This window comes from Streptomyces sp. YIM 121038 (assembly GCF_006088715.1).
Classification (GTDB): domain Bacteria; phylum Actinomycetota; class Actinomycetes; order Streptomycetales; family Streptomycetaceae; genus Streptomyces.
Window position 1 is genome coordinate 4,002,186 of the sequence record NZ_CP030771.1, and the last position, 26,208, is coordinate 4,028,393.

The 26,208-nt window shown below is 69.3% G+C and carries 15 protein-coding genes and 3 rRNA genes; 7 read left to right on the forward strand and 11 right to left on the reverse strand.

Annotation, left to right across the window (positions count from 1 at the left end; all coding sequences use genetic code 11):
- Positions 1–13 precede the first annotated feature (13 nt).
- Positions 14–2,869, reverse strand: coding sequence for a preprotein translocase subunit SecA (gene secA, locus C9F11_RS16720; protein WP_138960051.1), 2,856 nt, complete (start codon positions 2,867–2,869; stop codon positions 14–16).
- Between the two features lie 310 nt (positions 2,870–3,179).
- On the opposite strand from secA, the gene C9F11_RS16725 reads away from it, so the two are divergent.
- Complete coding sequence (locus C9F11_RS16725) at positions 3,180–3,752, forward strand: GNAT family N-acetyltransferase (RefSeq protein WP_138960052.1); 573 nt, start codon at positions 3,180–3,182, stop codon at positions 3,750–3,752.
- Between the two features lie 240 nt (positions 3,753–3,992).
- Positions 3,993–5,195 (forward strand): crosslink repair DNA glycosylase YcaQ family protein, encoded by a 1,203-nt coding sequence (locus C9F11_RS16730; RefSeq protein ID WP_138960053.1) that lies wholly within the window; start codon positions 3,993–3,995, stop codon positions 5,193–5,195.
- Between the two features lie 127 nt (positions 5,196–5,322).
- Here C9F11_RS16730 and C9F11_RS16735 read toward each other — a convergent pair whose 3' ends face one another.
- From C9F11_RS16735 to mtnA, 7 genes are all read right to left on the reverse strand, one after another.
- Positions 5,323–6,066 (reverse strand): response regulator transcription factor, encoded by a 744-nt coding sequence (locus C9F11_RS16735; RefSeq protein ID WP_030686988.1) that lies wholly within the window; start codon positions 6,064–6,066, stop codon positions 5,323–5,325.
- A 198-nt stretch (positions 6,067–6,264) separates the two neighbouring features.
- Complete coding sequence (gene raiA / locus C9F11_RS16740) at positions 6,265–7,014, reverse strand: ribosome-associated translation inhibitor RaiA (protein WP_138960054.1); 750 nt, start codon at positions 7,012–7,014, stop codon at positions 6,265–6,267.
- A 258-nt stretch (positions 7,015–7,272) separates the two neighbouring features.
- Positions 7,273–8,172: a ComF family protein gene (locus C9F11_RS16745; protein WP_138960055.1), complete on the reverse strand. Its 900-nt coding sequence runs from the start codon at positions 8,170–8,172 to the stop codon at positions 7,273–7,275.
- Positions 8,173–8,392: 220 nt separating this feature from the next.
- Positions 8,393–10,147 carry an LpqB family beta-propeller domain-containing protein gene (locus tag C9F11_RS16750; protein ID WP_138966579.1) on the reverse strand — a complete coding sequence of 585 codons (1,755 nt, stop codon included), beginning with the start codon at positions 10,145–10,147 and terminating at the stop codon, positions 8,393–8,395.
- A gap of 73 nt (positions 10,148–10,220) precedes the next feature.
- Entirely contained in the window at positions 10,221–12,398 is a 2,178-nt protein-coding gene (mtrB, locus tag C9F11_RS16755; RefSeq protein ID WP_138960056.1) for an MtrAB system histidine kinase MtrB, read from the reverse strand.
- A 1-nt stretch (position 12,399) separates the two neighbouring features.
- Positions 12,400–13,089, reverse strand: coding sequence for a two-component system response regulator MtrA (mtrA, locus tag C9F11_RS16760; RefSeq protein ID WP_189176211.1), 690 nt, complete (start codon positions 13,087–13,089; stop codon positions 12,400–12,402).
- A gap of 4 nt (positions 13,090–13,093) precedes the next feature.
- Positions 13,094–14,212, reverse strand: a complete 1,119-nt coding sequence (gene mtnA, locus C9F11_RS16765) for an S-methyl-5-thioribose-1-phosphate isomerase (RefSeq protein WP_138960057.1) — start codon at positions 14,210–14,212, stop codon at positions 13,094–13,096.
- Between the two features lie 392 nt (positions 14,213–14,604).
- Here mtnA and C9F11_RS16770 point away from each other — a divergent pair, with 392 nt between their 5' ends.
- From C9F11_RS16770 to C9F11_RS16790, 5 genes are all read left to right on the forward strand, one after another.
- A complete protein-coding gene (locus tag C9F11_RS16770) occupies positions 14,605–15,903 on the forward strand; it encodes a hypothetical protein (RefSeq protein WP_138960058.1) in 1,299 nt (432 codons plus the stop codon).
- A gap of 106 nt (positions 15,904–16,009) precedes the next feature.
- Positions 16,010–16,687: a DUF4129 domain-containing protein gene (locus tag C9F11_RS16775; RefSeq protein ID WP_249402187.1), complete on the forward strand. Its 678-nt coding sequence runs from the start codon at positions 16,010–16,012 to the stop codon at positions 16,685–16,687.
- Positions 16,684–17,988 (forward strand): DUF4350 domain-containing protein, encoded by a 1,305-nt coding sequence (locus C9F11_RS16780; protein WP_138960060.1) that lies wholly within the window; start codon positions 16,684–16,686, stop codon positions 17,986–17,988. Before C9F11_RS16775 ends, C9F11_RS16780 begins: the two co-directional genes overlap by 4 nt.
- The gene (locus C9F11_RS16785; protein WP_138960061.1) at positions 17,985–18,968 is read left to right on the forward strand and encodes a MoxR family ATPase; all 984 of its coding nucleotides are present in this window, start codon (positions 17,985–17,987) and stop codon (positions 18,966–18,968) included. Before C9F11_RS16780 ends, C9F11_RS16785 begins: the two co-directional genes overlap by 4 nt.
- Positions 18,968–20,278: a DUF58 domain-containing protein gene (locus tag C9F11_RS16790; protein WP_138960062.1), complete on the forward strand. Its 1,311-nt coding sequence runs from the start codon at positions 18,968–18,970 to the stop codon at positions 20,276–20,278. Before C9F11_RS16785 ends, C9F11_RS16790 begins: the two co-directional genes overlap by 1 nt.
- 110 nt (positions 20,279–20,388) lie before the next feature.
- Here the strand turns inward: C9F11_RS16790 and rrf are convergent.
- The 3 genes from rrf to C9F11_RS16805 all read right to left on the reverse strand — a co-directional run bounded on the left by rrf (position 20,389) and on the right by C9F11_RS16805 (position 25,562).
- Positions 20,389–20,505: ribosomal RNA gene (gene rrf / locus C9F11_RS16795) — 5S ribosomal RNA — on the reverse strand.
- A gap of 89 nt (positions 20,506–20,594) precedes the next feature.
- A 23S ribosomal RNA gene (locus C9F11_RS16800) occupies positions 20,595–23,718 on the reverse strand.
- Between the two features lie 318 nt (positions 23,719–24,036).
- A 16S ribosomal RNA gene (locus tag C9F11_RS16805) occupies positions 24,037–25,562 on the reverse strand.
- The 16S, 23S and 5S rRNA genes sit together here, the layout of an rRNA operon.
- Between the last annotated feature and the right edge of the window lie 646 nt (positions 25,563–26,208).

Genomic DNA, 26,208 nt, shown 5'->3' on the forward strand with positions numbered 1-26,208 from the left:
GTCCGCTCAGCGCCTACTTCTTGCGGCGCCGGCCGCCCTTCTGGGCCTTGCGGCGCTCCGCGCGCGTCATGCCGTCACCGCCGGCCGCGGGCGCGCTGCCCGCGGGCTCGCCGGAGGTCGTGAAGTCGCCCTCGTCGACACCGCCCTCGGCGTTCGGCGCCTGGAAGTGCAGGCGGTCCGGGCGCTGCGGGGCGTCCAGGCCCTTGGCCCGGATCTCCGGGCGGGCGGCACCGGCCGGAACCGCGTCCTGCGCGCCGTCCTTCGTCAGGGACGGCGCGGCGTCCGCCACCGGAACCTCCTCGACCTGCTGCTCGACCTGGACCTCCAGGTTGAACAGATAGCCGACGGACTCCTCCTTGATGCCGTCCATCATGGCGTTGAACATGTCGAAGCCCTCGCGCTGGTACTCGACCAGCGGGTCCTTCTGCGCCATGGCACGGAGGCCGATGCCCTCCTGGAGGTAGTCCATCTCGTAGAGGTGCTCGCGCCACTTGCGGTCGAGGACCGACAGGACCACGCGGCGCTCCAGCTCGCGCATGATCTCGGAGCCGAGCTGCGCCTCGCGGGCCTCGTATTGCTGGCGGACGTCTTCCTTGATGGCCTCGCCGATGAACTCGGCGGTCAGGCCCGCGCGGTCGCCGACCTCGTCCTCGAGCTCCTCGATGGTGACCTTCACCGGGTACAGCTGCTTGAAGGCGCTCCAGAGGCGGTCGAGGTCCCACTCCTCCGCGAAGCCCTCGGCGCTCTCCGCCGCGACGTACGCGTCGATGGTGTCGTCCATGAAGTGCTGGACCTGCTCGTGCAGGTCCTCGCCCTCCAGGACGCGGCGGCGCTCGCCGTAGATGACCTCGCGCTGGCGGTTGAGGACCTCGTCGTACTTGAGGACGTTCTTGCGGGTCTCGAAGTTCTGCTGCTCGACCTGCGACTGGGCGGAGGCGATGGCGCGCGTGACCATCTTGTTCTCGATCGGGACGTCGTCCGGCACGTTCGCCATGGACATCACGCGCTCGACCATCTGGGCCTTGAACAGGCGCATGAGGTCGTCGCCGAGCGAGAGGTAGAAGCGCGACTCACCGGGGTCACCCTGACGGCCGGAACGGCCGCGCAGCTGGTTGTCGATGCGGCGCGACTCGTGGCGCTCGGTGCCGAGGACGTAGAGCCCGCCGAGGGCCTTGACCTCTTCGAACTCGGCCTTGACCGCCTGCTCGGCCCGCTCCAGGGCGGCGGGCAGGGCGTGCGCCCACTCCTCGATGTGCTCCTCGGGGTCGAGGCCCTGCTGGCGCAGCTCCGCCTCGGCGAGGTCCTCGGGGTTGCCGCCGAGCTTGATGTCCGTGCCACGACCGGCCATGTTCGTCGCGACGGTCACGGCGCCCTTGCGGCCGGCCTGGGCGACGATCGTCGCCTCCCGGTCGTGCTGCTTGGCGTTGAGCACCTCGTGCTGGACGCCGCGCTTGGACAGCTGCTGCGAGAGGTACTCGGACTTCTCGACCGAGGTGGTGCCGACGAGGATCGGCTGGCCCTTCTCGTGCTTCTCCGCGATGTCGTCGACGACCGCGGCGAACTTGGCGACCTCGGTGCGGTAGATCAGGTCGGACTGGTCCTTGCGGACCATCGGCCGGTTCGTCGGGATCGGGACGACGCCCAGCTTGTAGATCTGGTGGAACTCGGCGGCCTCGGTCATGGCCGTACCGGTCATGCCGGACAGGCCGGGGACTTCCTTGCCCTGGTGGTCCTGGCGCTTGTAGAGGCGGAAGAAGTTCTGCAGGGTGATCGTGGCGAGCGTCTGGTTCTCGTCCTTGATGTCCACCCCTTCCTTCGCCTCGATGGCCTGGTGCATGCCCTCGTTGTAGCGGCGGCCGGCGAGGATACGGCCGGTGTGCTCGTCGACGATCATGACTTCGCCGTCGATGACGACGTAGTCCTTGTCCTTCTTGAACAGTTCCTTGGCCTTGATGGCGTTGTTCAAGTAGCCGACGAGCGGGGTGTTCACCGACTCGTAGAGGTTGTCGATGCCGAGCCAGTCCTCGACCTTGGCGACGCCGGACTCGTGGATGCCGACGGTGCGCTTCTTCTCGTCGACCTCGTAGTCCCCGGTCTCCTCGATGCCCTTGAGGGGCTCGCCGGGCTTGCCCTTGGTGAGGCGGGTGACCAGCTTGGCGAAGTCGCCGTACCACTTGGTGGCCTGGTCGGCGGGGCCGGAGATGATCAGCGGCGTACGCGCCTCGTCGACGAGGATGGAGTCCACCTCGTCGACGATCGCGAAGTTGTGGCCGCGCTGGACGAGCTCGTCCTGCGACCACGCCATGTTGTCGCGGAGGTAGTCGAAGCCGAACTCGTTGTTCGTGCCGTAGGTGATGTCGCAGTTGTACATCTCGCGGCGCTGCGCGGGCGGCATGTTCGCCAGGATGCAGCCGACGTTCAGGCCGAGGAACTTGTGGACGCGGCCCATCATTTCGGAGTCGCGCTCGGCCAGGTAGTCGTTGACCGTGATGAGGTGCACGCCCTTGCCCGAGAGCGCGTTCAGATACGCGGGCAGAGTGCCGACCAGCGTCTTGCCCTCACCGGTCTTCATCTCCGCGACATAACCCATGTGCAGGGCCGCGCCACCCATGATCTGCACGTCGTAGTGGCGCTGTCCGAGGACGCGCTTGGCGGCCTCGCGCACGGTGGCGAAGGCCTCCGGCATCAGGTCGTCGAGCGTTTCGCCGTCGGCGTAACGCTCCTTGTACTCCGCGGTCAGCGCGCGCAGCTCGGCGTCGGAGAGGACCGTGAAGTCCTCCTCGATGGAGTTGACCTGGTCCGCAATGCGGTGCAGCTTGCGCAGGATCTTGCCTTCGCCTGCACGCATGATCTTCGAGAGGACGGACACGGGGGTTGGTCTCCTTGCCGGTCGGGCCTGGCACGGTCGGTTGTACTCGTCGGGCAACGGCCATCGTATGCGAGGACCCCGCCACGCCGGGAGGTCTGCCAGTACGTCAACGCTCGGGCGGCCTGGAAGGTGCCGCATACCGGGCCATCCGACCGCGGATCCGCCCACCGCCGCACCGCCCCCGCGCCGCCCCCGCGCCGCCTCCGGCACGCGCCGGGCCGGACCGAGGCACCCTTCCGTCGACGCCCCGGACCGAGGGCTAGGCCCCAAACCGCTGGCGCCGCGCGGGGCGCCCGCGCAGAATCGGCCGATGGAGCCCGTCACTCTCACCACCGAGCGCCTGCTGCTGCGCACCTTCACGTCCGCCGACACGGACGAGGTGTACGCGGCGTGCCAGGACCCCGACATCCAGCGCTGGACGACCATCCCGTCGCCCTACGCGCGCGTGGACGCCGAGGGCTTCACCGGCCGCATGGTCCCCGACGGCTGGCGCCACGACATCGAGTACACCTTCTCCGTGCGTCCCCGTGCGGGCGGCCCCCTCCTGGCCGCGACGAGCCTGCACCACCCGCGCGCGGGCAGCTGGGAGATCGGCTTCTGGACCGCCAAGGAGCACCGGGGCCACGGCTACATGACGGAGACCGTCCAGGCGATGGCCCACTGGGCGTTCACCCGCCTCGGCTGCACGCGCCTGGAGTGGCGCGCCGAGGTGGGCAACGAGGGCTCCCGCGCGGTGGCCGAGAAGTCGGGCTTCACCATCGAGGGCACCCTCCGCGCGGCCCTGCCCAACAAGAACACCCTCCGCGACTGCTGGATCGGCGCCCTCCTGCCCACGGACATCGGCTTGCCGTCGCAACAGCAGTATCTGCCGACGGCGAACTGAACGACGAGCGCGCAGCCTGAACGACGAGCGCGCAGCGGACCTTCAAGCCCGTCCGGCGCTTGAGGACGAGGCGCGGAGCGCCGATAACGGGGGTCCGGGGGCGGAGCCCCCTGGTTTCGGGAAGGGGTGCCCGCGCGCGGAGCGCGCTGATGGACCCAGCGGGGCGCCCCCGCGAGGGCAGCCGCACGCGAAGGCCCACCCGGGCCCCCGCTGTCAGACCCTCCCCCTATCGTTCCGACCATGACCGAGCCCACCCGCACCCCGCCCCCCGAGGCCACCCTCACCGCCGACGAAGCCCGCCGCCTCGCCCTCCGGGCCCAGGGCTTCCTCGGCGCCCCCGACCGCAGCGCAGGCGTCCGCGGCGTCCTCCGCCACCTGGGCGCGGTGCAGCTGGACACGATCTCGGTCCTGGCCCGCTCCCACGAGCTGATCCCGTACGCGCGCCTGGGCGCGGTGGGCCGCAAGCAGGTCGAGTCGGCGTACTGGGGCCCCGCGTCCCCCGGCGCGCCCGCGGGCAGGCCCCACGCCTTCGAGTACTGGTCGCACGCCGCCTGCGTCCTGCCCATCGAGGAGTGGCCCCACTTCGCCTTCCGCCGCCGCGCCTACCGCGCCCGGCCGCACTGGCACCACGACCTCCCGGACGGCGCGTACGACCAGGTCATCAAGCAGCTCCGCGCCGAAGGCCCGCTCACGGCCACGGAGTTGGGCGGCGCGAAGAACAAGGGCGAGTGGTGGGACTGGTCCGACTCCAAGATCGCGGTGGAGCGCGCGCTGATGTACGGCGAGGTGGTGTGCGTGGAGCGCCGCAGCTGGAAGCGGGTGTACGACCTGGCGGAGCGCGCCGTCCCCGACGACCTGCTCCACGACGACCTGGACGACCGGGAGTGCGTGCGCCGTCTGGTCCGTCTGGCGGGCCAGGCCCTCGGCGTGGGCACGCGTGCGGACATCGCGGACTACCACCGCCTCAAGGGCGAGCAGTTCGACGCGGTCGTGGCGGACTCCGGCCTGGTGCCGGTGGCGGTCGAGGGCTGGGACAAGCCCGCCTGGGCGGACCCCGAGGCCCTCGCGACGCCTCCGCGCGGCCGCCACCGCACCACGCTCCTGTCGCCCTTCGACTCCCTGATCTGGGAGCGGGCCCGGACGGAGCGGATCTTCGGCTTCACCCACCGCCTTGAGGCGTACGTCCCGAAGCCGAAGCGGATCCACGGCTATTTCGCGATGCCGGTCCTCGCGGGCGGCCGTCTGGTGGGCCGGGTGGACCCGGCGCGCGAGGGGGGCACGCTGGTCGCCAAGCAGGTGTCCCTGGAGGGCCCCAAGGCGGTTCCCGCGGTCGCTCGGGCGCTTCTGGAGGCGGCGGAGTGGGTGGGCTGCGACGCCGTGCGCGTGGAGCGCGTGGCGGACCGCCCCGAGCTGACGGCCGACCTGGTCCGCGCCCTGGGCTGACGACCACCCGGCCCGCCCCGGCCACGGCCCGCCAGACGGTCACCGGGGCCGGGCCGGTCACCGGCACCGGGGCGGGCGGCGGCGCCCCGCAGCCCGGCGGCGCCGGGTCGGGCCGGCGGCGGACAGGTCAGCGGATTTCGAGGATCTTCTCCCGCATCGCGTACACCACGGCTTCCATCCGGGAGTGCAGCTGGAGCTTCTCCAGGATGTTGCGCACGTGGTTCTTCACGGTGTTCTCGGAGATGAACAGCTCCTTGGCGATGTCCCGGTTGTTCATGCCCGTGGCCACCAGCTTGAGGACCTCCAGCTCCCGGTCGGTGAGCCGGGGCGCGGGCACGAGCCGTCGCTCGTCCGTGCGCTGGATCATCGACTTGAACTCCGTGAGCAGCTTCGACGCCATCGACGGGCTGATCTGCGACTGCCCGTCGGCCACCGCCCGGATCGCCGTGGCGACCTCGTCGGTGGAGATCTCCTTGAGCAGATAGCCGGTGGCGCCCGCCTTGATCGCGTCGTAGAGGTCGGCCTCCTCGTCGCTGATCGTCAGCATGATGATCTTGGCGCTGGGGGCCACCTCCTTGATGGAGGTACACGCCTCGATGCCGCCGCGCTTGGGCATGCGCACATCCATGAGCACGATGTCCGGCAGCAGGTCCGCGGCCTTGTCCACCGCCTCCGCGCCGTCACCGGCCTCCCCGACCACCTGGATGTCCTCCTCGGCGGCGAGGACGATCTCCAGGCCGCGGCGGAAGAGCGCGTGGTCGTCCACCACGAGGACCCGGATGGGCTCCTTGCGCGGGGCGCCCGCGTCCGTGCCGATGCCGATGCCGTCCCCGGCATCCTCGTTCCGCATCGGTCCGAAGCTGTCCGCCATCGTTCCTCCCCCTGAAGGCCAGGGCCAGTGTCTTGCCTTGGCTGCACCAACCCTAGGCAGGGTCAAGCGGGTTGGGCTGTCGGGCCCATGATTCCATGCCCGGCGGCCGAGCCGCGCGCGCAGTGGGCGCACGGGGGTGCCCCTGGGGGCGCACACGCGCTCCAGGGGCACCTGCCTACGCGCTCCGCGAGGGGGGCGTCAGCCGCCGAGGGCGCTGCCTCCGCCGGCCGACTGCGCCTGGGTGACCATGGGGTCCGCGTTGAGGTGGATCACTCCGTAGTCGTAGGCGTGCCGCCGGTAGACGACGCTCGGTTCCTTGGTCTCGGAGTCGATGAACAGGTAGAAGTCGTGGCCGACCAGCTCCATCTCGTAGAGCGCCTGGTCGAGTGACATGGGGGCTGCGACGTGCGTCTTCTCGCGGACCACGAGGGGGCCTTCGCCCTGGATCTCCAGCGAGCCGATCCTGGTGGTCGGCACGCCGTCGGGCTCTTCGTCGTGGGCCACGGTGCCGTCCCCGTTGAGATGCGCCGCGTCCGGCACGCGGCTGGCGACCTCGGCGGCGGTGAGCCTGCCGGTGCCACGCCTGTTGTGCCGCTTCTCGTGCTGCTTGCGCAGCCGGGCTTCGAGCTTGGCGGTCGCCAGGTCGAGTGCCGCGTACGGATCCGACGCCGAGGCCTCGGCCCGGATCACGGGTCCGCGCCCGCGGACGGTGATCTCCACACGGTCGGAACGGTCGGCCTGACGCGGGTTGGTTTCCTTGGACACCTCGACGTCGAGGCTGATCACCTTGCCGTCGAGCTTCTGGATCTTGTCCAGCTTCAGCTTCTCGGCCACGTGCTTGCGGAACCGCTCGGGCACCTCGGTCTTGCGGCCCTTGACGACGATGTCCACGCAGAACTCCGTTCCCGGATCGCTCCGCCACCTCGGCGGGGCTTCTCCCTTTTGCACCAGACCCCGGGCACTCCCGGAGCCTCGGACTCGGTGACTTCCACCTCCTCCTCCCCCGTGGGCAAGATCTCCACCCACCGGCCCCGGGTGATTGCGGAAAACCCATGGACCGGCATTCCGATATGCGAGGAAGCGCTGTCCGCTGCTCCTCACAACCGAACATATCTCGCCCGGACGGATGTCGTCACCCTCTACTGCGGCGTACCTCCATTCGGGCTTCTTGACCCTCTCACTACCTGCAACGATGAAAGTTCTCAGTCAGTTCCGGTTTATTTCGAAGGAATCCGGTGAAGCCGCGACGACCGCCGCGCTGAGTGTCTTTGCGGACCCCTTTGCCCCGGCCACCAGGGCATTAGCGGACGTGCCCACGGCGCCGTTCTGCTTACCGTGGCTTGGCTGGTTCCCTATCTGGTTCTCCGCCCCGTTCCGTGCCTCGGGGCCGGTCCGGTGCGCTCGGTCATCTCCTTCCCCGTATGCGCCGTTCACTCCATCCAGCGCACGCGCCGCTTCCCTGAGGGAGGCGCCGGTCGTCACGAGGTCGTCCACGACGACAACGTGCCCCGCGCCCCGCAGCAGCGGCCCCGCACCGGCCACCACCCCGAGCGCACCCGACAGATTCGCCCGCCGCTCGCGGGAGTTGAGACCGGACTGGTCGGCGACCGGCCGCCGCTGCCGCAGCGCCCCGAGCACCCGCGCGGGCACCCCGTGGCGGCGCAGCTCACCCGCCGCGGCCAGCGCGATCCGCCGCACGGGGTCGTGCCCCCGCGCCCGCACCGCGCGCCCCGCGGACGGCACCGGGACGAGCAGCACGGAGGCCGCACCGGCTCCCCCGGCGGCCGCACCGCGCGCCCCGTCCGCGCCGCCGTACGCCAGCGAGGCCCGCACCGCGCCCGCGAGCGCCTCGCCGAGCGGTCCGACGAGCGCCAGCGCGCCCCTTTCCTTGTGTGCGAGCAAGGCCGCCCGCACCGCTTCCTCGTACGCCGCCGCCGCGTGCACCACCGGAAGGCCCGGCGGCTCCGGCACCGGCCGCACCCTGCGCGGCGCGGCCCCGCACAGAGCGGTCCGGCACCGGGCGCACAGCGCCACCCGAGGCGTCCCGCAGCCTCCGCACTCGGTCGGCAGCACCAGATCCGTGAGGTCCTGCCACCACCCCCGCATGCCCACCACTGTGCCAATGCGCGGGCCGCCCTGCCACCCCTGTGGATAACCCCCTGTGGACAACGGACCGCACCCCGGCTGGGCTGCGTCGACGCGCCTCTGTACCGACTTCCGCGCGCCGGGAGACGCGCCCGCCCCTGAGGCGCCCCTGAGGCGCTCTGAGGGGCGCTCCAGGGGCAGGCGCGGGGGCGGCTCCGGGGGCGGCTCCGCCCCACGGGCGTCACCCGGGATAGACCGGCCCCGTCCCGTCCTTGCCCACCGTCTGCCACTGCGCCCCCGACGGCAGCCGCACGATGCCGTCGTCCGAGTGCGCGAGCAGCGGCTGCGTCTCGTCCTCGGACGCGGCGATCTCCTTCACGCCGGTCAGACCGGGCAGCGTCGCGCCCGCGCGCGCCGAGCCGTCGCACTGGACGTACCGCATCTGTTGCACGCCACCGGACTCGCGGCCGACCACCACGAGACGGCTCGGGCCCGCCCAGGACATGGCGGTGACCTCCTCCATCTGCGGGGCCGCCTCGCGCGGCTCGACGACGGAGATCTCCGGGCGCTCGCCCTTGCCGCCCGAGCGCTCGACCCGGCCGATGCGCAGCGACGTCTTGCCGCCCTTCTTCACGAGCAGCGCGATGCGCACGCCGTCGGCCGAAACCCGGACCGCCTCGATGCGCCCGTCCAGGCCCGAGACGCCGACCTGCACCGGCTCGCCCGTGCCCTGGTCGAGCCAGAGCAGGCGCGGCCGCTTCCGGTCCCGGTCGGCCACCCACAGGTCGCCCCGGCCGTCCCAGCTGGGCGTGGACAGGCCCTGGTCCGGCGTCTTGCCCCGCGAGCGCAGCTCGGGACCGCCGAGCGCACCGCCGACCAGGGACGCCGTGTACAGCCGGTGCCCGTCGGCCGACACCCCGGCCGCGCGCACCTCGTTGCGCGACACCGCGACCGACTGCAGCTCCTCCTCCGGCTGGCCGAACGGCCCGGACACCGGCTCGGGCTTGGCGTTGCTCCCCGCGTTGCCCGGCATCCGCACCAGGCGCTGCTTGTCGTCGACGAAGTACTGGTACGCCGGGCGGTTCGTGCTGCGCGGCGACGCGACCGTCTCGGCGCGGTCCTTGCCGAGCACGCACAGCTGCGAGCCGCCCTCGCGCTGGAGTTCCACCTGCTCCACTCCGGAGGAAGCCAAGTCCTGGAGGGTGAAGAGCAGTTGCGCGGCCATCTCGGTGCACCGCTCCTGGCCGACCCGGCCACCGCGCCCGCTCAGGGGCACGACCAGCTTGTTCTTGTCGTCGGGCGCCAGCGACTTGGCGTCGGGCGCGAGCCTCGTCCCGGTGTCGAACCGCGAGTTGACCACCGGTTCGAGCCAGTGCGTCGGCCCGTCCAGCAGCGACTTCACCGTCTCCGTCAGTGGATCGATGCGCTGCCGTACGTAGATGGGGTCGGCGACGAGCGCCTTGGGGCCGCCGCCGCGGCTGCCCGCCCCGGGCTCGGCGAAGTAGTACTTGTTGACCGCTTCGTAGTTGCGCTCGAAGTCCGATTCGCCGAGCACGATGCCCTTGGGCAGCCGGTCGATGCGCCACGCCCGGCCGTTCTGCCCGCTCTGCTGCGACAGGTGCACCGTCTGCGCGTACGACTTCTCGTCGGGCACGTACGCGTGCTGCTTGTTCACCGTCGCGACCTGGCGTCCTGTCAGCGAGTACGTCCTGCCGCCGCCGCTGTCGTTGCCCAGGTTGTCCGCGACCGTGTTCGGGCCGTCCGCGAGGACCGTGGTGGAGTGCTCCGGGTCCCACGCCGCGGACGCTTCCTTCGTGAGGTACTTCCGGGCGATCGTGAAGTCCGGGTCGTCGCTGGTCAGGGCCTCCAGGAAGCCCTGGACGATGTCCACGGCCCGCGCGTTCTCGGACGGCGGGATCGCGTACACGCGCACCTGGGACTGCGAGTCCGGGCGCTGTGACGCGTCGACCTTCTTCAGATTGCCCTCGTCGGGCATGGACGCGCACCCGGCGAGCAGCACCGCGCCCGCGGTGAGCGCGACCCCGGCCCGCAGCCGCCGCCCGTTCCCCTCAGCGCGCACGCGAGGCTCCCTCTTCCTCGTCGGCTCCAGGGCCGCTCCTGCCCGCATCCGGCCCGCCGCCACTGCCCGCTCCCGGCTCGTCGCGGTGATCAGCCTTGGGGCCCGCCTTGTGATCCGCCTTGTGATCCGCTGTCGGTGCGTACCGGTCCGTTCCCGGCGCCGGTACCTCGCCACGCGACTCCCCCGTCCGCTCGTCTCCCGGCACCAGGGGCTGGCGGGGCACCACGCGCGCGCCGTTGCCCGGCAGGGCCGTCGGGTCCACGTCCAGGGCGGCCGCCTGGGCGAGCCGGGGCGCGATCGGCGCCTTGGCGGGCACGGGCGGCGGCTGGTCCTGCGGCTGGTGCGGCACGGTGGCCCGCTTGCCGCCGCCCCCGCGCGGAAGGCCGGCGGCGTCCCGGTCGCGGTGGCGCCGGGAGTCGTCGGGTTCGAGGGGTATCGGCGAGCCCCGCAGGACCTCGTCGGCCGTGCGCGGCAGCGTGAGCCGGAACTGCGAGCCGCCGCCCGGCTCCCCCCAGGCCTGCAGCCAGCCGCCGTGCAGACGCGCGTCCTCCAGGGCGATGGACAGGCCGAGGCCCGTACCGCCGGTGGTACGCGCGCGTGCCGGGTCGGCCCGCCAGAAGCGGCTGAAGACGCGGGTCGCCTCGCCGGGCTTGAGCCCGACGCCGTAGTCCCGCACGGCGACGGCGACCGCGCCGCCCGCCACCGCCAGCTTGACGATGACGTCCTGGCCCTCGCCGTGCTCCACGGCGTTGACCACGAGGTTCCTGAGCACCCGCTCCACGCGCCGCGCGTCGGCCTCCGCGACCACGGGCTGCTGGTCGCCGACGACCCGTATGCGGGTGCCCTTGCGCTCCGCGAGCGGCTCGGCGCCGCCCACCACCCTGCGGACCACCTCGCGCAGGTCTATCGGCTCGGCCTCCAGGGCCGCCGCGCCCGCGTCGAAGCGGCTGATCTCCAGGAGATCGGCGAGCAGCGACTCGAAGCGGTCCAGCTGGTCGGCGAGCAGTTCCGCGGAGCGCGCCGTGATCGGGTCGAAGTCCACGCGCGCCTCGTGGATGACGTCGGCCGCCATCCGCACGGTGGTCAGGGGCGTGCGCAGCTCGTGCGACACGTCCGACACGAACCGGCGCTGCATCCGCGACAGCTCCTCCAGCTGCTGGATCTTCAACTGGAGGTTCTGCGCCATCTTGTTGAAGGCCTCGCCGAGGCGCGCGATGTCGTCCTCTCCGGTGACCTTCATGCGCTCCTGGAGCCGCCCCGCGGACAGCCGCTCGGCGATCCCGGCCGCCATCCGTACGGGCGTGACGACCTGGCGCACGACCAGCCAGGCGATGGCACCGAGGAGCACCACCACGAACAGGCCCGCCGTCGCGAGCGTGCCGCGCACCAGCCGCATCGACTCCTCTTCCTGCGTCAGCGGGAAGAGGTAGTACAGCTGGTACGAGTCGCCGTTGAGGTCGCTGAGCTGCTTGCCGATCACCAGGCCGGCCTGCGACGCACGGTGGTCGATGAAGTTGATGCGGGTGTTGCTCTGGTAGGCGAGCGTGCCGTCGCCGACCTTCTCGCGCACCTCTTCGGGCACGCTCTGGATCGGGTCCACACCTCCGGAGGCACGTGGTCCGCGCACGCTGCCGACGTCACCCGTATTGGAGCTCAACGTCACTACGTAGAACGCGTTCTGCCCGCCGCTGGCGAGTTGCTCGGCCAGCTCCGACATCCACACGGCGGCGTTCTGCGCCGTGGGGCCGTCGGCGCCGTCGCCCTGTGGGGAGGACGGGCGCGCGGAGTTGGCCTTCTCCTGGGCGACCTTGAAGCCGCCGTCGGCCTGGCTCTGGGAGGCGTTGACCTTCGCCTTGAGCAGGCCGTTGCTCACCGAGCTCATGACGACGAAGCCCAGCAGCAGGACCACGCCGAGCGACATCAGGAGGGTCGTGACGACGACCCGGAGCTGGATGTTGCGCCGCCACAGCCGCATCACGGGCAGCAGCGGACGGCGCACCCAGCGGGTGAAGAGCCGCAGCACGGGGCTGCCCTGCACTCCGCCCTGAAGCATCAGGCCGCTGTCGACGAGGGCCCCGAACCGGGACCCTCGCCGTGGCGGCCGCACAGTCCGCCCCGGACGCGCTCCCGGGTCGCCGGGCGCCGGAGCGGAACTGTCCTTGGACACGTCAGCTCGGTCCGGCCTTGTAACCGACGCCACGGACGGTCACCACGATCTCCGGCCGCTCCGGGTCCCTCTCGACCTTGGAGCGCAGGCGCTGCACATGCACATTCACCAGGCGGGTGTCGGCGGCGTGGCGATAGCCCCACACCTGCTCGAGCAGCACCTCGCGCGTGAACACCTGCCACGGCTTGCGGGCCAGCGCCACCAGGAGGTCGAACTCCAGCGGCGTCAGCGCGATGGACTGCCCGTCCCGCTTCACGGAGTGCCCCGCGACATCGATGACCAGGTCACCGATGGCCAGCTGCTCCGGCGCGGGCTCCTCGGAGCGACGCAGGCGCGCCCGGATGCGGGCCACCAGCTCCTTGGGCTTGAACGGCTTCACGATGTAGTCATCGGCCCCGGACTCCAGGCCGACCACCACGTCCACGGTGTCGCTCTTGGCAGTGAGCATGACGATCGGCACCCCGGACTCCGCCCTGATCAGACGGCACACCTCGATGCCGTCCCGACCGGGCAGCATCAGATCGAGGAGCACCAGATCCGGCTTGGCCTCCCGGAAAGCCGCCAACGCCTTGTCGCCATCCGCCACGAACGACGGCTCGAAACCCTCACCACGCAGCACAATCCCGAGCATCTCGGCCAGTGCGGTGTCGTCGTCGACGACAAGGACTCGTCCCTTCATGCCTGACATCATCCCATTAGCTAATCGTTACCTGGCGTGACCTGGCACACAGCTCGGCAAGGGCCTCCGCTGTGACCGGGGACACGACACCTTCCTCCGTGACGATGGCCGTCACCAACTCGGGGGGCGTCACGTCGAAGGCCGGGTTGTACGCCTGCGTCCCCAGCGGCGCCACCGGAATTCCGCCTCCCCCTTCCCCTCCCGCCCCCGCGACGAAGGGGCCCGTGACCTCCGTCACCTCTTGGGAGGCCCGCTGCTCGACCTCGATGGAGGCGCCGTCCGGGGTCTCCGGGTCCACGGTCGTCACCGGTGCCACCACCACGAACGGCACGTGGTGATAGCGGGCGAGGACCGCGAGCGGATAGCTCCCCACCTTGTTGGCCACCGAACCGTCGGCCGCGATCCGGTCGGCGCCGATCAGCACCGCGTCGACCTCACCGGCCGCGAACAGCGATCCCGCGGCGTTGTCCGTGAGCAGGGTGTACGGCATGCCGTTGCGCGCCGCCTCGTACGCCGTGAGGCGGGCGCCCTGGAGCAGCGGCCGCGTCTCGTCGACCCACAGCCTGCGCAGCCGGCCCGCGCGATGTGCCGCGAGCGCCACCGCGAACGCCGTGCCCTCGCCGCCGGAGACCAGCGCCCCGGTGTTGCAGTGCGTGAGGACGCGGTGCCCGCCGCCGGGCAGCAGCTCGTCGAGCAGCGCCAGGCCGTGCACCGCCATCCGCGCGCTGGCCTCGGCGTCCTCCTGGTGCAGCGCCCGCGCGGCGGCCAGGGCGGCACTCGCCGCGCCCCGCCCGTCCGCGCCACCGGCGACCGCGCCGCGGTACGCCGCCTGGGCCCTGCGCACGCCGTACGCGAGGTTCACGGCGGTGGGCCGCGCGGCCGCGAGCGCCTCGGCCGCCTCGTCCACGTCGAAGCCGCGGGCCGCGGCCAGCGCGACGCCGTACGCCCCGGCGATGCCGAGCACCGGCGCCCCGCGCACGGCGAGCGTCCGGATCGCCTGCACCAGAGCGGGCGCGTCCGTGCACACCAGCTCCGTCTCCTCGCCCGGCAGCCTGGTCTGGTCGAGGAGGACGAGAACGGGTCCCTCGGGCGGCTCGTCCCACCGGATCGTAGGAATCGCGGCCGTCGCAGGCATCGCAGAGGCCACGGAAGCCTCAGGGGTCTCTGGAGTCTCTGGGAGCACAGGGGCCGCGGAGGGCGCGGTGGTGCCGGAGGTCGCGGTGGTGCCGGAGGGACCGGGGACGCCGGAGGGACCGGGCGTGCCGGGCGCACCTGAGCCGCCGGGCGTCCCCGGGTCGCCGCCGGAAGTCGCCTGGGGCGGTGTCGGCCGTACGTCCTCGCCGGATTGCGCGTACTGATCAGCCATCCGCCCAGTCTGCCCGCTACCCGTCGGACAATAGAAGGTGTGCAGCCCGGCCAGCACACGGTCTCCGGGCCACCGTGCCTGGTCCCCGGGCCACCGCCCCGTGGCACGATGGCAGGCAACCTGCCGCCGCGACCGCGGACGGGCACTGTGAAGGAGCGACGATGAACGACACTCCGGGCTGGGCCTCGCCCGGATCCGCCCCCTCCGACGGCCACGACTCCGGCGAACAGGGGCCCGAGGCCCCCCAGGACCAGCCGAGCGGCCCGTCCTCGAAGTGGTCGAAGGAGCAGCCGCCGCCCGCCCAGTGGTCCGCGCCCGGCCCGGCCCAGACCCCGCCCCCGCCCGCTCCTCCCGGCCAGGGCTGGGGCGGCGGCCCCACCGGCGGCCCCGGAGGCGGCCAAGGAGGCCAGGGCGGACCCGGCGGCCCCTACCGCGGCTGGGGCGCCTGGCAGGGCCCGCCCGCCGCCGCCAAGCCCGGTGTCATCCCGCTCCGCCCGCTCGCCGTCGGCGAGATCCTGGACGGCGCGGTCTCCACGATGCGCACCTACTGGCGCACGGTCCTCGGCATCTCGCTGACCGTCGCCGTCGTCACCGAGCTCGTCGTCGTCCTTCTCCAGGGGCTCTTCCTCAACGACTCCGCCGACACCGACGCCCTGGACGACCCGAGCGCGACCGTCGGCGAGGTGACCCGCGCCCTCGGTGCCACGCTCGTGGGCAGCGGCGTCGTCCTGGTCATCACCCTGCTCGGCACGATCGTGGCGACCGCCCTGCTCACCATGGTCACCAGCCGCGCCGTGCTCGGCAGATCCGTGACCACGGCGGAGGCCTGGCGGGACTCCCGCCCGATGCTGCCCAAGCTGCTCGGCCTCACCCTGCTCCTTCCGCTCATCGCGGTGGGCATCGTCGCGGTCGGCACCCTGCCCGGCGTACTGATCGCCGCCCTCGGGGCCGGTGACGCCGGTGTCACCCTCGCGATCCTCGGCGGCCTCGCGGCCGGTCTCGTCGCCATCTGGCTGATGGTCCGCCTCTCGCTCTCCTCCCCGGCCCTGATGCTGGAGAAGCAGGGCGTGAAGAAGTCGATGAGCCGGTCCGCGAAGCTGGTCGACCGCTCCTGGTGGCGGGTCTTCGGCATCCAGCTGCTCGCCGCCGTCATCGCGAACGTCATCTCGTCGATCATCGTCATCCCGTTCACCGTCATCGCGAGCGCGCTCAGCGGCGACAGCGTCTCCAACCTCCTGGACAGCGGTACCGGTGACGTCGGCTGGACCTTCCTGATCGTCAGCGGCATCGGGCAGGTCATCGGCTCCTTGCTCACGTTCCCGATCACCGCGGGCGTCACCGTGCTCCTCTACATCGACCAGCGGATCCGCCGCGAGGCCCTGGACCTGGAGCTGGCCCGCGCGGCCGGCGTCCCGGGTCACGGCGACTCCGACACGCCCGGCAGCACCCCGGGGAGCTGATGCGGTGACCCTGGCGGGGGCAGTACTCAACAGGCTCGGCACGGCCGTCCCGTCGTCACTCCCTGGCTTCGGGACGGCGTCGCCGCGCACCGGCCTCAGGGCGGCCCTGTCGCTGCCGCGCACCGGCGACGAACCTCCGGTGACGATCCCGCGCGGCCCCGCGCGGGAGGCGGCCGAGGAGGAGCTGTCCAAGCCCGCGTACCACGAGAACGACCCGGGCCTCTTCCAGCGCGCCCTGAACCGCTTCTGGGAGTGGGCGGGCGACCTCCTCAACGCCGCCTCCGGGGCGGCTCCGGGCGGCGGGCTCGGCCTGGTCGTCATCGTGCTCGCCGTGGCCGCCGTCGGCGCGGCCCTGTGGTGGCGCCTCGGCACGCCCCGCCGCGCCCCCGCCACCTCGGCCGCCCTCTTCGACGACCGCCCCCGCAGCGCCGCCGAACACCGCGCGACCGCCGAGGCGCACGCCGCCCAGGGCCACTGGAACCAGGCCGTCCAGGAGCGGATGCGCGCCGTCGTCCGCTCCCTGGAGGAGCGCGCCCTGCTCGACCCGCGCCCCGGCCGCACGGCGGACGAGGCGGCCGCCGAGGCCGGCCGCACCCTGCCCGCGCACGCCACCGAGCTGCGTGCCGCGGCCCGGGAGTTCGACGACGTCACGTACGGCGGCCGCAGCGCCGACGCGGCCGCGTACCGGCGCATCGCCCAGCTCGACCAGGCCCTGGAGCGCGCCAAGCCGGTGCTCACCACCGTCGGCGCGTCCCCGACCAGCTCCCCCGGAGCCGACGGATGACCGGCCCCACCCCCCGCGCGGACGCACCGGGCACAGCCGCGAACACACCGGGCACCCCCGAAGGCGCCCCGTCCCGGACAGCCGCCCCGCTCGCCGAGGCCCCGGCGGACGCACCCGCGGGGACGTCCCTCGCCGCCACCCCGCGCCAGCTCTGGACCCGCACCCGGGGCATCGCCCTCGCGCTCGTCGTCCTTGTGGCCGCGGCCATCGCCATCGCCGCCGTCCGCTCCGGCGCCCAGCACGGGCGCCTGGACCCGCGCTCCGCCGACCCCTACGGCAGCCGTGCCGTCGCCGAACTCCTCGACGACCGGGGCGTGTCCACGCGCGTGGTCACCACCACCGAAGAGGCCCGGTCCGCCGCGGGACCGGACACCACGCTCCTCGTGGCCACCCCGGACCTCCTCACCGAACGCCAGCAGTCCCGGCTGCACGCCGCCACCAAGGACTCCGGAGGCCGCACCGTCCTGGTCGCCCCCAACACCCTGTCGGTCTCGACCCTCGCCCCCGGGGTCACCGCGGACTCCGCCCGCAGCCTCGACTCGACGCTGTCCCCCGGCTGCTCCCTGCCCGCCGCCCGCCGCGCGGGCACCGCCGACGTCGGCGGCAACCGCTACGAGACGCTCGTCCCGGACGCCGATTCCTGCTACTCCAGCGACGGCCTGCCCAGCCTCCTGCGGCTGCCCGCCACGGCGGCCTCCGGGGACGCGAAGGGCGACACCGTCGTCCTCGGCGCCCCCGACATCCTCTACAACGACCGCCTCGACGAGCACGGCAACGCCTCGCTCGCCCTCCAACTCCTCGGTTCCCGCCCCCACCTGGTCTGGTACCTCCCCTCGCTCGCCGATGACGCCGTCGACGACAGCGCCGACGAAGGCTTCTTCGACCTGATCCCCTCCGGCTGGCTCTGGGGCACCCTTCAGCTCGCCGTCGCCGCCGCGCTCGCCGCCCTCTGGCGCGCCCGCCGCCTCGGCCCGCTCGTCCCCGAGAAGCTCCCCGTCGCGATCCGCGCCTCCGAAGCCGTCGAAGGCCGCGCCCGCCTCTACCGCAAGGCCGACGCCCGCGACCGCGCCGCCACGGCTCTTCGCTCCGCCACTCGCACCCGCCTCGCCCCCCTCGTCGGCGTCCCCACCGCCCGGGCCCACTCGCCCGAGGCGCTCCTGCCCGCCCTGACGAGCCGCCTGCGCACGCCCGGCCGGGACCTGCACCCCCTTCTCTTCGGCCCGCCGCCCGGCGACGACGCAGGGCTCATCGCCCTCGCCGACCAACTCGACGCCCTCGAAAGTGAGGTACGTACTTCATGATGGACCCGACCACTGACAACGCCGGGAGCTCCGACCGCGCCCGCTCCTCCCTGGAGGCCCTGCGCACCGAGATCTCCAAGGCCGTGGTCGGCCAGGACCCCGCCGTCACCGGCCTCGTCGTGGCCCTCCTCTGCCGCGGCCACGTCCTGCTCGAAGGCGTCCCCGGCGTCGCGAAGACGCTGCTCGTGCGCGCCCTCGCCGCCTCCCTGGAACTCGACACCAAGCGCGTCCAGTTCACCCCCGACCTGATGCCGAGCGACGTCACGGGCTCCCTCGTCTACGACGCCCGCAGCACGGAGTTCTCCTTCCAGCCGGGCCCGGTCTTCACCAACCTCCTGCTCGCCGACGAGATCAACCGCACCCCGCCCAAGACGCAGTCCTCCCTCCTCGAAGCGATGGAGGAGCGCCAGGTCACCGTCGACGGCACCCCGCGCCTCCTGCCCGACCCGTTTCTCGTGGCCGCCACGCAGAACCCCGTCGAGTACGAGGGCACCTACCCCCTGCCCGAGGCCCAGCTGGACCGCTTCCTCCTCAAGCTGACGGTGCCCCTGCCCGCCCGCGAGGACGAGATCGCCGTGCTGCAGCGCCACGCGGAAGGCTTCAATCCGCGCGACCTGCGCGCCGCGGGCGTGCGCCCCGTCGCGACGGCAGCCGACCTCGAAGCCGCCCGCTCCGCCGTCGCCAAGACATCGGTCTCCCCCGAAATCGCCGCCTACGTAGTCGACGTCTGCCGTGCGACCCGCGAATCGCCGTCCCTTACGCTCGGCGTGTCACCGCGCGGTGCCACCGCCCTGTTGTCGACAGCCCGCGCCTGGGCCTGGCTGACCGGGCGCGACTACGTCACCCCTGACGACGTGAAGGCGCTCGCCCTGCCCACGCTCCGCCACCGCGTCCAGCTGCGCCCCGAGGCCGAGATGGAAGGCGTGACGGCCGACTCCGTCATCACCGCGATCCTCAACCACGTGCCGGTGCCCCGCTGATGGCCCCCACCGGCCGCGCCGCCCTCCTGGCGGCGCTCGGCACCCTTCCCGTCGGCCTCCTGGAACCCAGCTGGACCGGCATCCTGGCCGTCAACGCCCCGCTGGCCCTGGCCTGCGCCTGCGACTACGCACTGGCCGCACCCGTCCGCCGGCTCGGCCTGACCCGCTCCGGCGACACCACCGTGCGCCTCGGCGAGCCCGTGGACGTCGAGCTGACCGTCACCAACCCCACCAAGCGCCCCTTGCGTGCCGACGTCCGCGACGCCTGGCCGCCCAGCAGCTGGCAGCCAGGAACCGAAGTCGCCTCCTCCCGGCATCGGTTGGACGTCCCTTCCGGAGAGCGCCGCCGTCTCACCACGCGCTTGCGCCCCACCCGCCGCGGCGATCACCGCGCGGACCGCGTCACGATCCGCTCGTACGGCCCACTGGGGCTGTTCACCCGCCAGGGCGGCCACCGCGTCCCCTGGGCCCTGCGCGTCCTGCCGCCCTTCGCGAGCCGCAAGCACCTGCCGTCCAAGCTGGCCCGCCTGCGTGAACTCGACGGCCGCACCAGCGTGCTGATCCGCGGTCAGGGGACCGAGTTCGACAGCCTCCGCGAGTACGTTCCCGGGGACGACACCCGCTCCATCGACTGGCGCGCCACCGCCCGTCAGTCCGCGGTGGCGGTCCGCACCTGGCGCCCGGAGCGCGACCGGCACATCCTGTTGGTCCTCGACACCGGCCGCACCTCCGCGGGCCGCGTCGGCGACGCTCCCCGTCTCGATGCGTCCATGGACGCCTCGCTCCTCCTGGCGGCGCTCGCGTCCCGTGCGGGCGACCGCGTCGACCTCCTCGCCTACGACCGCCGCGTACGCGCCCTGGTCCAGGGCAAGGCCGCGGGCGACGCGCTTCCCTCTCTCGTGAACGCCCTGGCCGCGCTGGAGCCGGAGCTCGTCGAGACGGACGCCCGCGGCCTCACCGCGACGGCCCTGCGCACGGCCCCCCGCAGTTCGTTGATCGTGCTGCTGACCAGCCTCGACACGGCCCCCATCGAGGAGGGCCTGCTGCCGGTGCTCCCTCGTCTCACCCAGCGCCACACGGTTCTCGTCGCGTCCGTCGCGGACCCGCACATCGCCAAGATGGCCACGTCCCGGGGCACCACGGAGGCGGTGTACGACGCCGCGGCCGCCGCCCAGTCCCAGGCGGAGCGGCAGCGCACCGTGGAGCAGCTCACCCGCCATGGCGTCACGGTCGTGGACGCCACCCCTGACGCCCTGCCTCCGGCGCTGGCCGACGCCTATCTCTCCCTCAAGGCAGCGGGCCGCCTCTGAGTCCGCCCCAAGGACAATGAAGGAATGGGAGGGAAGGGGCGGGCACAGAAATGCAGCACAACGCAGAAAACCCCCGTGCCATCCGGCACGGGGGTTTCCCATCACAATTTGTTCGGCGGCGTCCTACTCTCCCACAGGGTCCCCCCTGCAGTACCATCGGCGCTGTAAGGCTTAGCTTCCGGGTTCGGAATGTAACCGGGCGTTTCCCTCACGCTATGACCACCGAAACACTATGAAACTGTGAACTACCGCACCACACCATGCAGGTATGGGGTTGTTCGTGGTTTCAGAACCAACACAGTGAACGCGAGCAACTGAGGACAAGCCCTCGGCCTATTAGTACCAGTCAACTCCACCCGTTACCAGGCTTCCATATCTGGCCTATCAACCCAGTCGTCTACTGGGAGCCTTACCCTCTCAAGGAGGTGGGAATACTCATCTCGAAGCAGGCTTCCCGCTTAGATGCTTTCAGCGGTTATCCCTCCCGAACGTAGCCAACCAGCCATGCCCTTGGCAGAACAACTGGCACACCAGAGGTTCGTCCGTCCCGGTCCTCTCGTACTAGGGACAGCCCTTCTCAATATTCCTACGCGCACAGCGGATAGGGACCGAACTGTCTCACGACGTTCTAAACCCAGCTCGCGTACCGCTTTAATGGGCGAACAGCCCAACCCTTGGGACCGACTCCAGCCCCAGGATGCGACGAGCCGACATCGAGGTGCCAAACCATCCCGTCGATATGGACTCTTGGGGAAGATCAGCCTGTTATCCCCGGGGTACCTTTTATCCGTTGAGCGACGGCGCTTCCACAAGCCACCGCCGGATCACTAGTCCCGACTTTCGTCCCTGCTCGACCCGTCAGTCTCACAGTCAAGCTCCCTTGTGCACTTACACTCAACACCTGATTACCAACCAGGCTGAGGGAACCTTTGGGCGCCTCCGTTACCCTTTGGGAGGCAACCGCCCCAGTTAAACTACCCATCAGACACTGTCCCTGATCCGGATCACGGACCCAGGTTAGACATCCAGCACGACCAGAGTGGTATTTCAACGGCGACTCCCCCGATACTGGCGTACCGGGTTCACAGTCTCCCACCTATCCTACACAAGCCGAACCGAACACCAATATCAAACTGTAGTAAAGGTCCCGGGGTCTTTCCGTCCTGCTGCGCGAAACGAGCATCTTTACTCGTAGTGCAATTTCACCGGGCCTATGGTTGAGACAGTCGAGAAGTCGTTACGCCATTCGTGCAGGTCGGAACTTACCCGACAAGGAATTTCGCTACCTTAGGATGGTTATAGTTACCACCGCCGTTTACTGGCGCTTAAGTTCTCAGCTTCGCCACCCCGAAGAGTGACTAACCGGTCCCCTTAACGTTCCAGCACCGGGCAGGCGTCAGTCCGTATACATCGCCTTACGGCTTCGCACGGACCTGTGTTTTTAGTAAACAGTCGCTTCTCGCTGGTCTCTGCGGCCACCCCCAGCTCAGGATGTAAAACCCATCACCAGGCGTGGCCCCCCTTCTCCCGAAGTTACGGGGGCATTTTGCCGAGTTCCTTAACCATAGTTCACCCGAACGCCTCGGTATTCTCTACCTGACCACCTGAGTCGGTTTAGGGTACGGGCCGCCATGAAACTCGCTAGAGGCTTTTCTCGACAGCATAGGATCATCCACTTCACCACAATCGGCTCGGCATCAGGTCTCAGCCTTAATGTGTGACGGATTTGCCTATCACACGGCCTACACCCTTACCCCGGGACAACCACCGCCCGGGCTGGACTACCTTCCTGCGTCACCCCATCGCTTACCTACTACCACCTTGGATCGGCGGCTCCACCACTCCCCTTTGCCCGAAGGCTCCAGGGCGGCTTCACGGCCTTAGCATTAATGGGCTCGATATTGGGCGTTTCAAAGCGGGTACCGGAATATCAACCGGTTATCCATCGACTACGCCTGTCGGCCTCGCCTTAGGTCCCGACTTACCCTGGGCAGATCAGCTTGACCCAGGAACCCTTAGTCAATCGGCGCACACGTTTCTCACGTATGTATCGCTACTCATGCCTGCATTCTCACTCGTGAACCGTCCACCACTGCCTTCCGGCGCAGCTTCACCCGGCACACGACGCTCCCCTACCCATCACAGTCCCCGTTGGGGGTATGTACTGCAATGACACGACTTCGGCGGTACGCTTGAGCCCCGCTACATTGTCGGCGCGGAATCACTAGACCAGTGAGCTATTACGCACTCTTTCAAGGGTGGCTGCTTCTAAGCCAACCTCCTGGTTGTCTCTGCGACTCCACATCCTTTCCCACTTAGCGTACGCTTAGGGGCCTTAGTCGATGCTCTGGGCTGTTTCCCTCTCGACCATGGAGCTTATCCCCCACAGTCTCACTGCCGCGCTCTCACTTACCGGCATTCGGAGTTTGGCTAAGGTCAGTAACCCGGTAGGGCCCATCGCCTATCCAGTGCTCTACCTCCGGCAAGAAACACACGACGCTGCACCTAAATGCATTTCGGGGAGAACCAGCTATCACGGAGTTTGATTGGCCTTTCACCCCTAACCACAGGTCATCCCCCAGGTTTTCAACCCTGGTGGGTTCGGCCCTCCACGAAGTCTTACCTCCGCTTCAGCCTGCCCATGGCTAGATCACTCCGCTTCGGGTCTTGGGCGCGCTACTCAATCGCCCTATTCGGACTCGCTTTCGCTACGGCTTCCCCACACGGGTTAACCTCGCAACACACCGCAAACTCGCAGGCTCATTCTTCAAAAGGCACGCAGTCACGAGACACCAAGCAAGCTTGATGTCCGACGCTCCCACGGCTTGTAGGCACACGGTTTCAGGTACTATTTCACTCCGCTCCCGCGGTACTTTTCACCATTCCCTCACGGTACTATCCGCTATCGGTCACCAGGGAATATTTAGGCTTAACGGGTGGTCCCGCCAGATTCACACGGGATTTCTCGGGCCCCGTGCTACTTGGGTGTCTCTCAAACGAGCCGCTGACGTTTCGACTACGGGGGTCTTACCCTCTACGCCGGACCTTTCGCATGTCCTTCGCCTACATCAACGGTTTCTGACTCGTCTCACAGCCGGCAGACTGTGAAAGAGAGATCCCACAACCCCCCAAGCGCAACCCCTGCCGGGTCTCACACGCTTGAGGTTTGGCCTCATCCAGTTTCGCTCGCCACTACTCCCGGAATCACGGTTGTTTTCTCTTCCTGCGGGTACTGAGATGTTTCACTTCCCCGCGTTCCCTCCACACCGCCTATATATTCAGCGGTGGGTGACAGCCCATGACGACTGCCGGGTTTCCCCATTCGGAAACCCCCGGATCAAAGCCTGGTTGACGACTCCCCGGGGACTATCGTGGCCTCCCACGTCCTTCATCGGTTCCTGGTGCCAAGGCATCCACCGTGCGCCCTTAAAAACTTGGCCACAGATGCTCGCGTTCACTGTGCAGTTCTCAAACAACGACCAACCACCCGTCACACACCACCAAGATGGCGCTTCACCGGGGCCGGCATTGAGGTCGGAAAGCAAGTTCCGTACCCTCAGATACCCAACAGCGTGCCCGACCCGGTCCCGCCCGGAGATCATGCGTTCCACGCTCTTACGAGCAGTACTAGCAGCCTCCGACCCGTGAACCAGGCCGAGTAGTCAACGTTCCACCCATGAGCAACCAGCATCAGACATTCGCTGATGTACTGGCCTCTGGACTGTCAGCAGAGCCGGCAGCCAAGAAGTGCTCCTTAGAAAGGAGGTGATCCAGCCGCACCTTCCGGTACGGCTACCTTGTTACGACTTCGTCCCAATCGCCAGTCCCACCTTCGACAGCTCCCTCCCACAAGGGGTTGGGCCACCGGCTTCGGGTGTTACCGACTTTCGTGACGTGACGGGCGGTGTGTACAAGGCCCGGGAACGTATTCACCGCAGCAATGCTGATCTGCGATTACTAGCGACTCCGACTTCATGGGGTCGAGTTGCAGACCCCAATCCGAACTGAGACCGGCTTTTTGAGATTCGCTCCACCTCGCGGTATCGCAGCTCATTGTACCGGCCATTGTAGCACGTGTGCAGCCCAAGACATAAGGGGCATGATGACTTGACGTCGTCCCCACCTTCCTCCGAGTTGACCCCGGCGGTCTCCCGTGAGTCCCCAGCACCACAAGGGCCTGCTGGCAACACGGGACAAGGGTTGCGCTCGTTGCGGGACTTAACCCAACATCTCACGACACGAGCTGACGACAGCCATGCACCACCTGTACACCGACCACAAGGGGGCGACCATCTCTGGCCGTTTCCGGTGTATGTCAAGCCTTGGTAAGGTTCTTCGCGTTGCGTCGAATTAAGCCACATGCTCCGCCGCTTGTGCGGGCCCCCGTCAATTCCTTTGAGTTTTAGCCTTGCGGCCGTACTCCCCAGGCGGGGCACTTAATGCGTTAGCTGCGGCACGGACGACGTGGAATGTCGCCCACACCTAGTGCCCACCGTTTACGGCGTGGACTACCAGGGTATCTAATCCTGTTCGCTCCCCACGCTTTCGCTCCTCAGCGTCAGTATCGGCCCAGAGATCCGCCTTCGCCACCGGTGTTCCTCCTGATATCTGCGCATTTCACCGCTACACCAGGAATTCCGATCTCCCCTACCGAACTCTAGCCTGCCCGTATCGACTGCAGACCCGGGGTTAAGCCCCGGGCTTTCACAACCGACGTGACAAGCCGCCTACGAGCTCTTTACGCCCAATAATTCCGGACAACGCTCGCGCCCTACGTATTACCGCGGCTGCTGGCACGTAGTTAGCCGGCGCTTCTTCTGCAGGTACCGTCACTTTCGCTTCTTCCCTGCTGAAAGAGGTTTACAACCCGAAGGCCGTCATCCCTCACGCGGCGTCGCTGCATCAGGCTTTCGCCCATTGTGCAATATTCCCCACTGCTGCCTCCCGTAGGAGTCTGGGCCGTGTCTCAGTCCCAGTGTGGCCGGTCGCCCTCTCAGGCCGGCTACCCGTCGTCGCCTTGGTGAGCCATTACCTCACCAACTAGCTGATAGGCCGCGGGCTCATCCTGCACCGCCGGAGCTTTCCACACGAAGATCATGCGATCCCGTGTCATATCCGGTATTAGACCCCGTTTCCAGGGCTTGTCCCAGAGTGCAGGGCAGATTGCCCACGTGTTACTCACCCGTTCGCCACTAATCCACCCCGAAGGGCTTCATCGTTCGACTTGCATGTGTTAAGCACGCCGCCAGCGTTCGTCCTGAGCCAGGATCAAACTCTCCGTGAATGTGTACCCGTAATCGGGTGCAACACCACGAGAGCGGAACAACCAGGAGGAATAATCCCGGTCGTTCACAGCGTCCTCGCTGTGCGCCTCCCACAGTGTGGAAGGACTTTTTCAAAGGAACCTCGCCGCCGGAACTGATGTCCGGCAGACGGGGTATCAACATATCTGGCGTTGACTTTTGGCACGCTGTTGAGTTCTCAAGGAACGGACGCTTCCTTTGTACTCACCCTCTCGGGCTTTCCTCCGGGCGCTTCCCTTCGGTATTTCGTGTTTCCAACCCTACCAGATCCGTTTTCCGTTCCGTTCCCGGTTCGGATTTCATTTCTGGTGGCCGCTGGAGGGCCTTTGCCTTTCGGCGTTTCCGACTCTATCAGATCTTTCCGGCTTCCCGGTCCGTTCCGATTTTCATCGGCGCCTTTCAGGTTTTCGCTTTCGCGTTTCCCTTTTCGGCGGTTCCGACTTTATCAGAAGTTTTGGGCCGGTCTGACCGGCTCAGGATTCCGATTCATCGGGGGTGGCCTCTCGATTGATGTGATTTCGAGAAGCAGATGGATTATCACTGCTGCCGTACGAGCTGTCCAGCTCTAGGCAACTGTTCGAATCTACCTCCCCGGTCCTTCCGTGTCAACGGTTTTTCCGGAGCGAT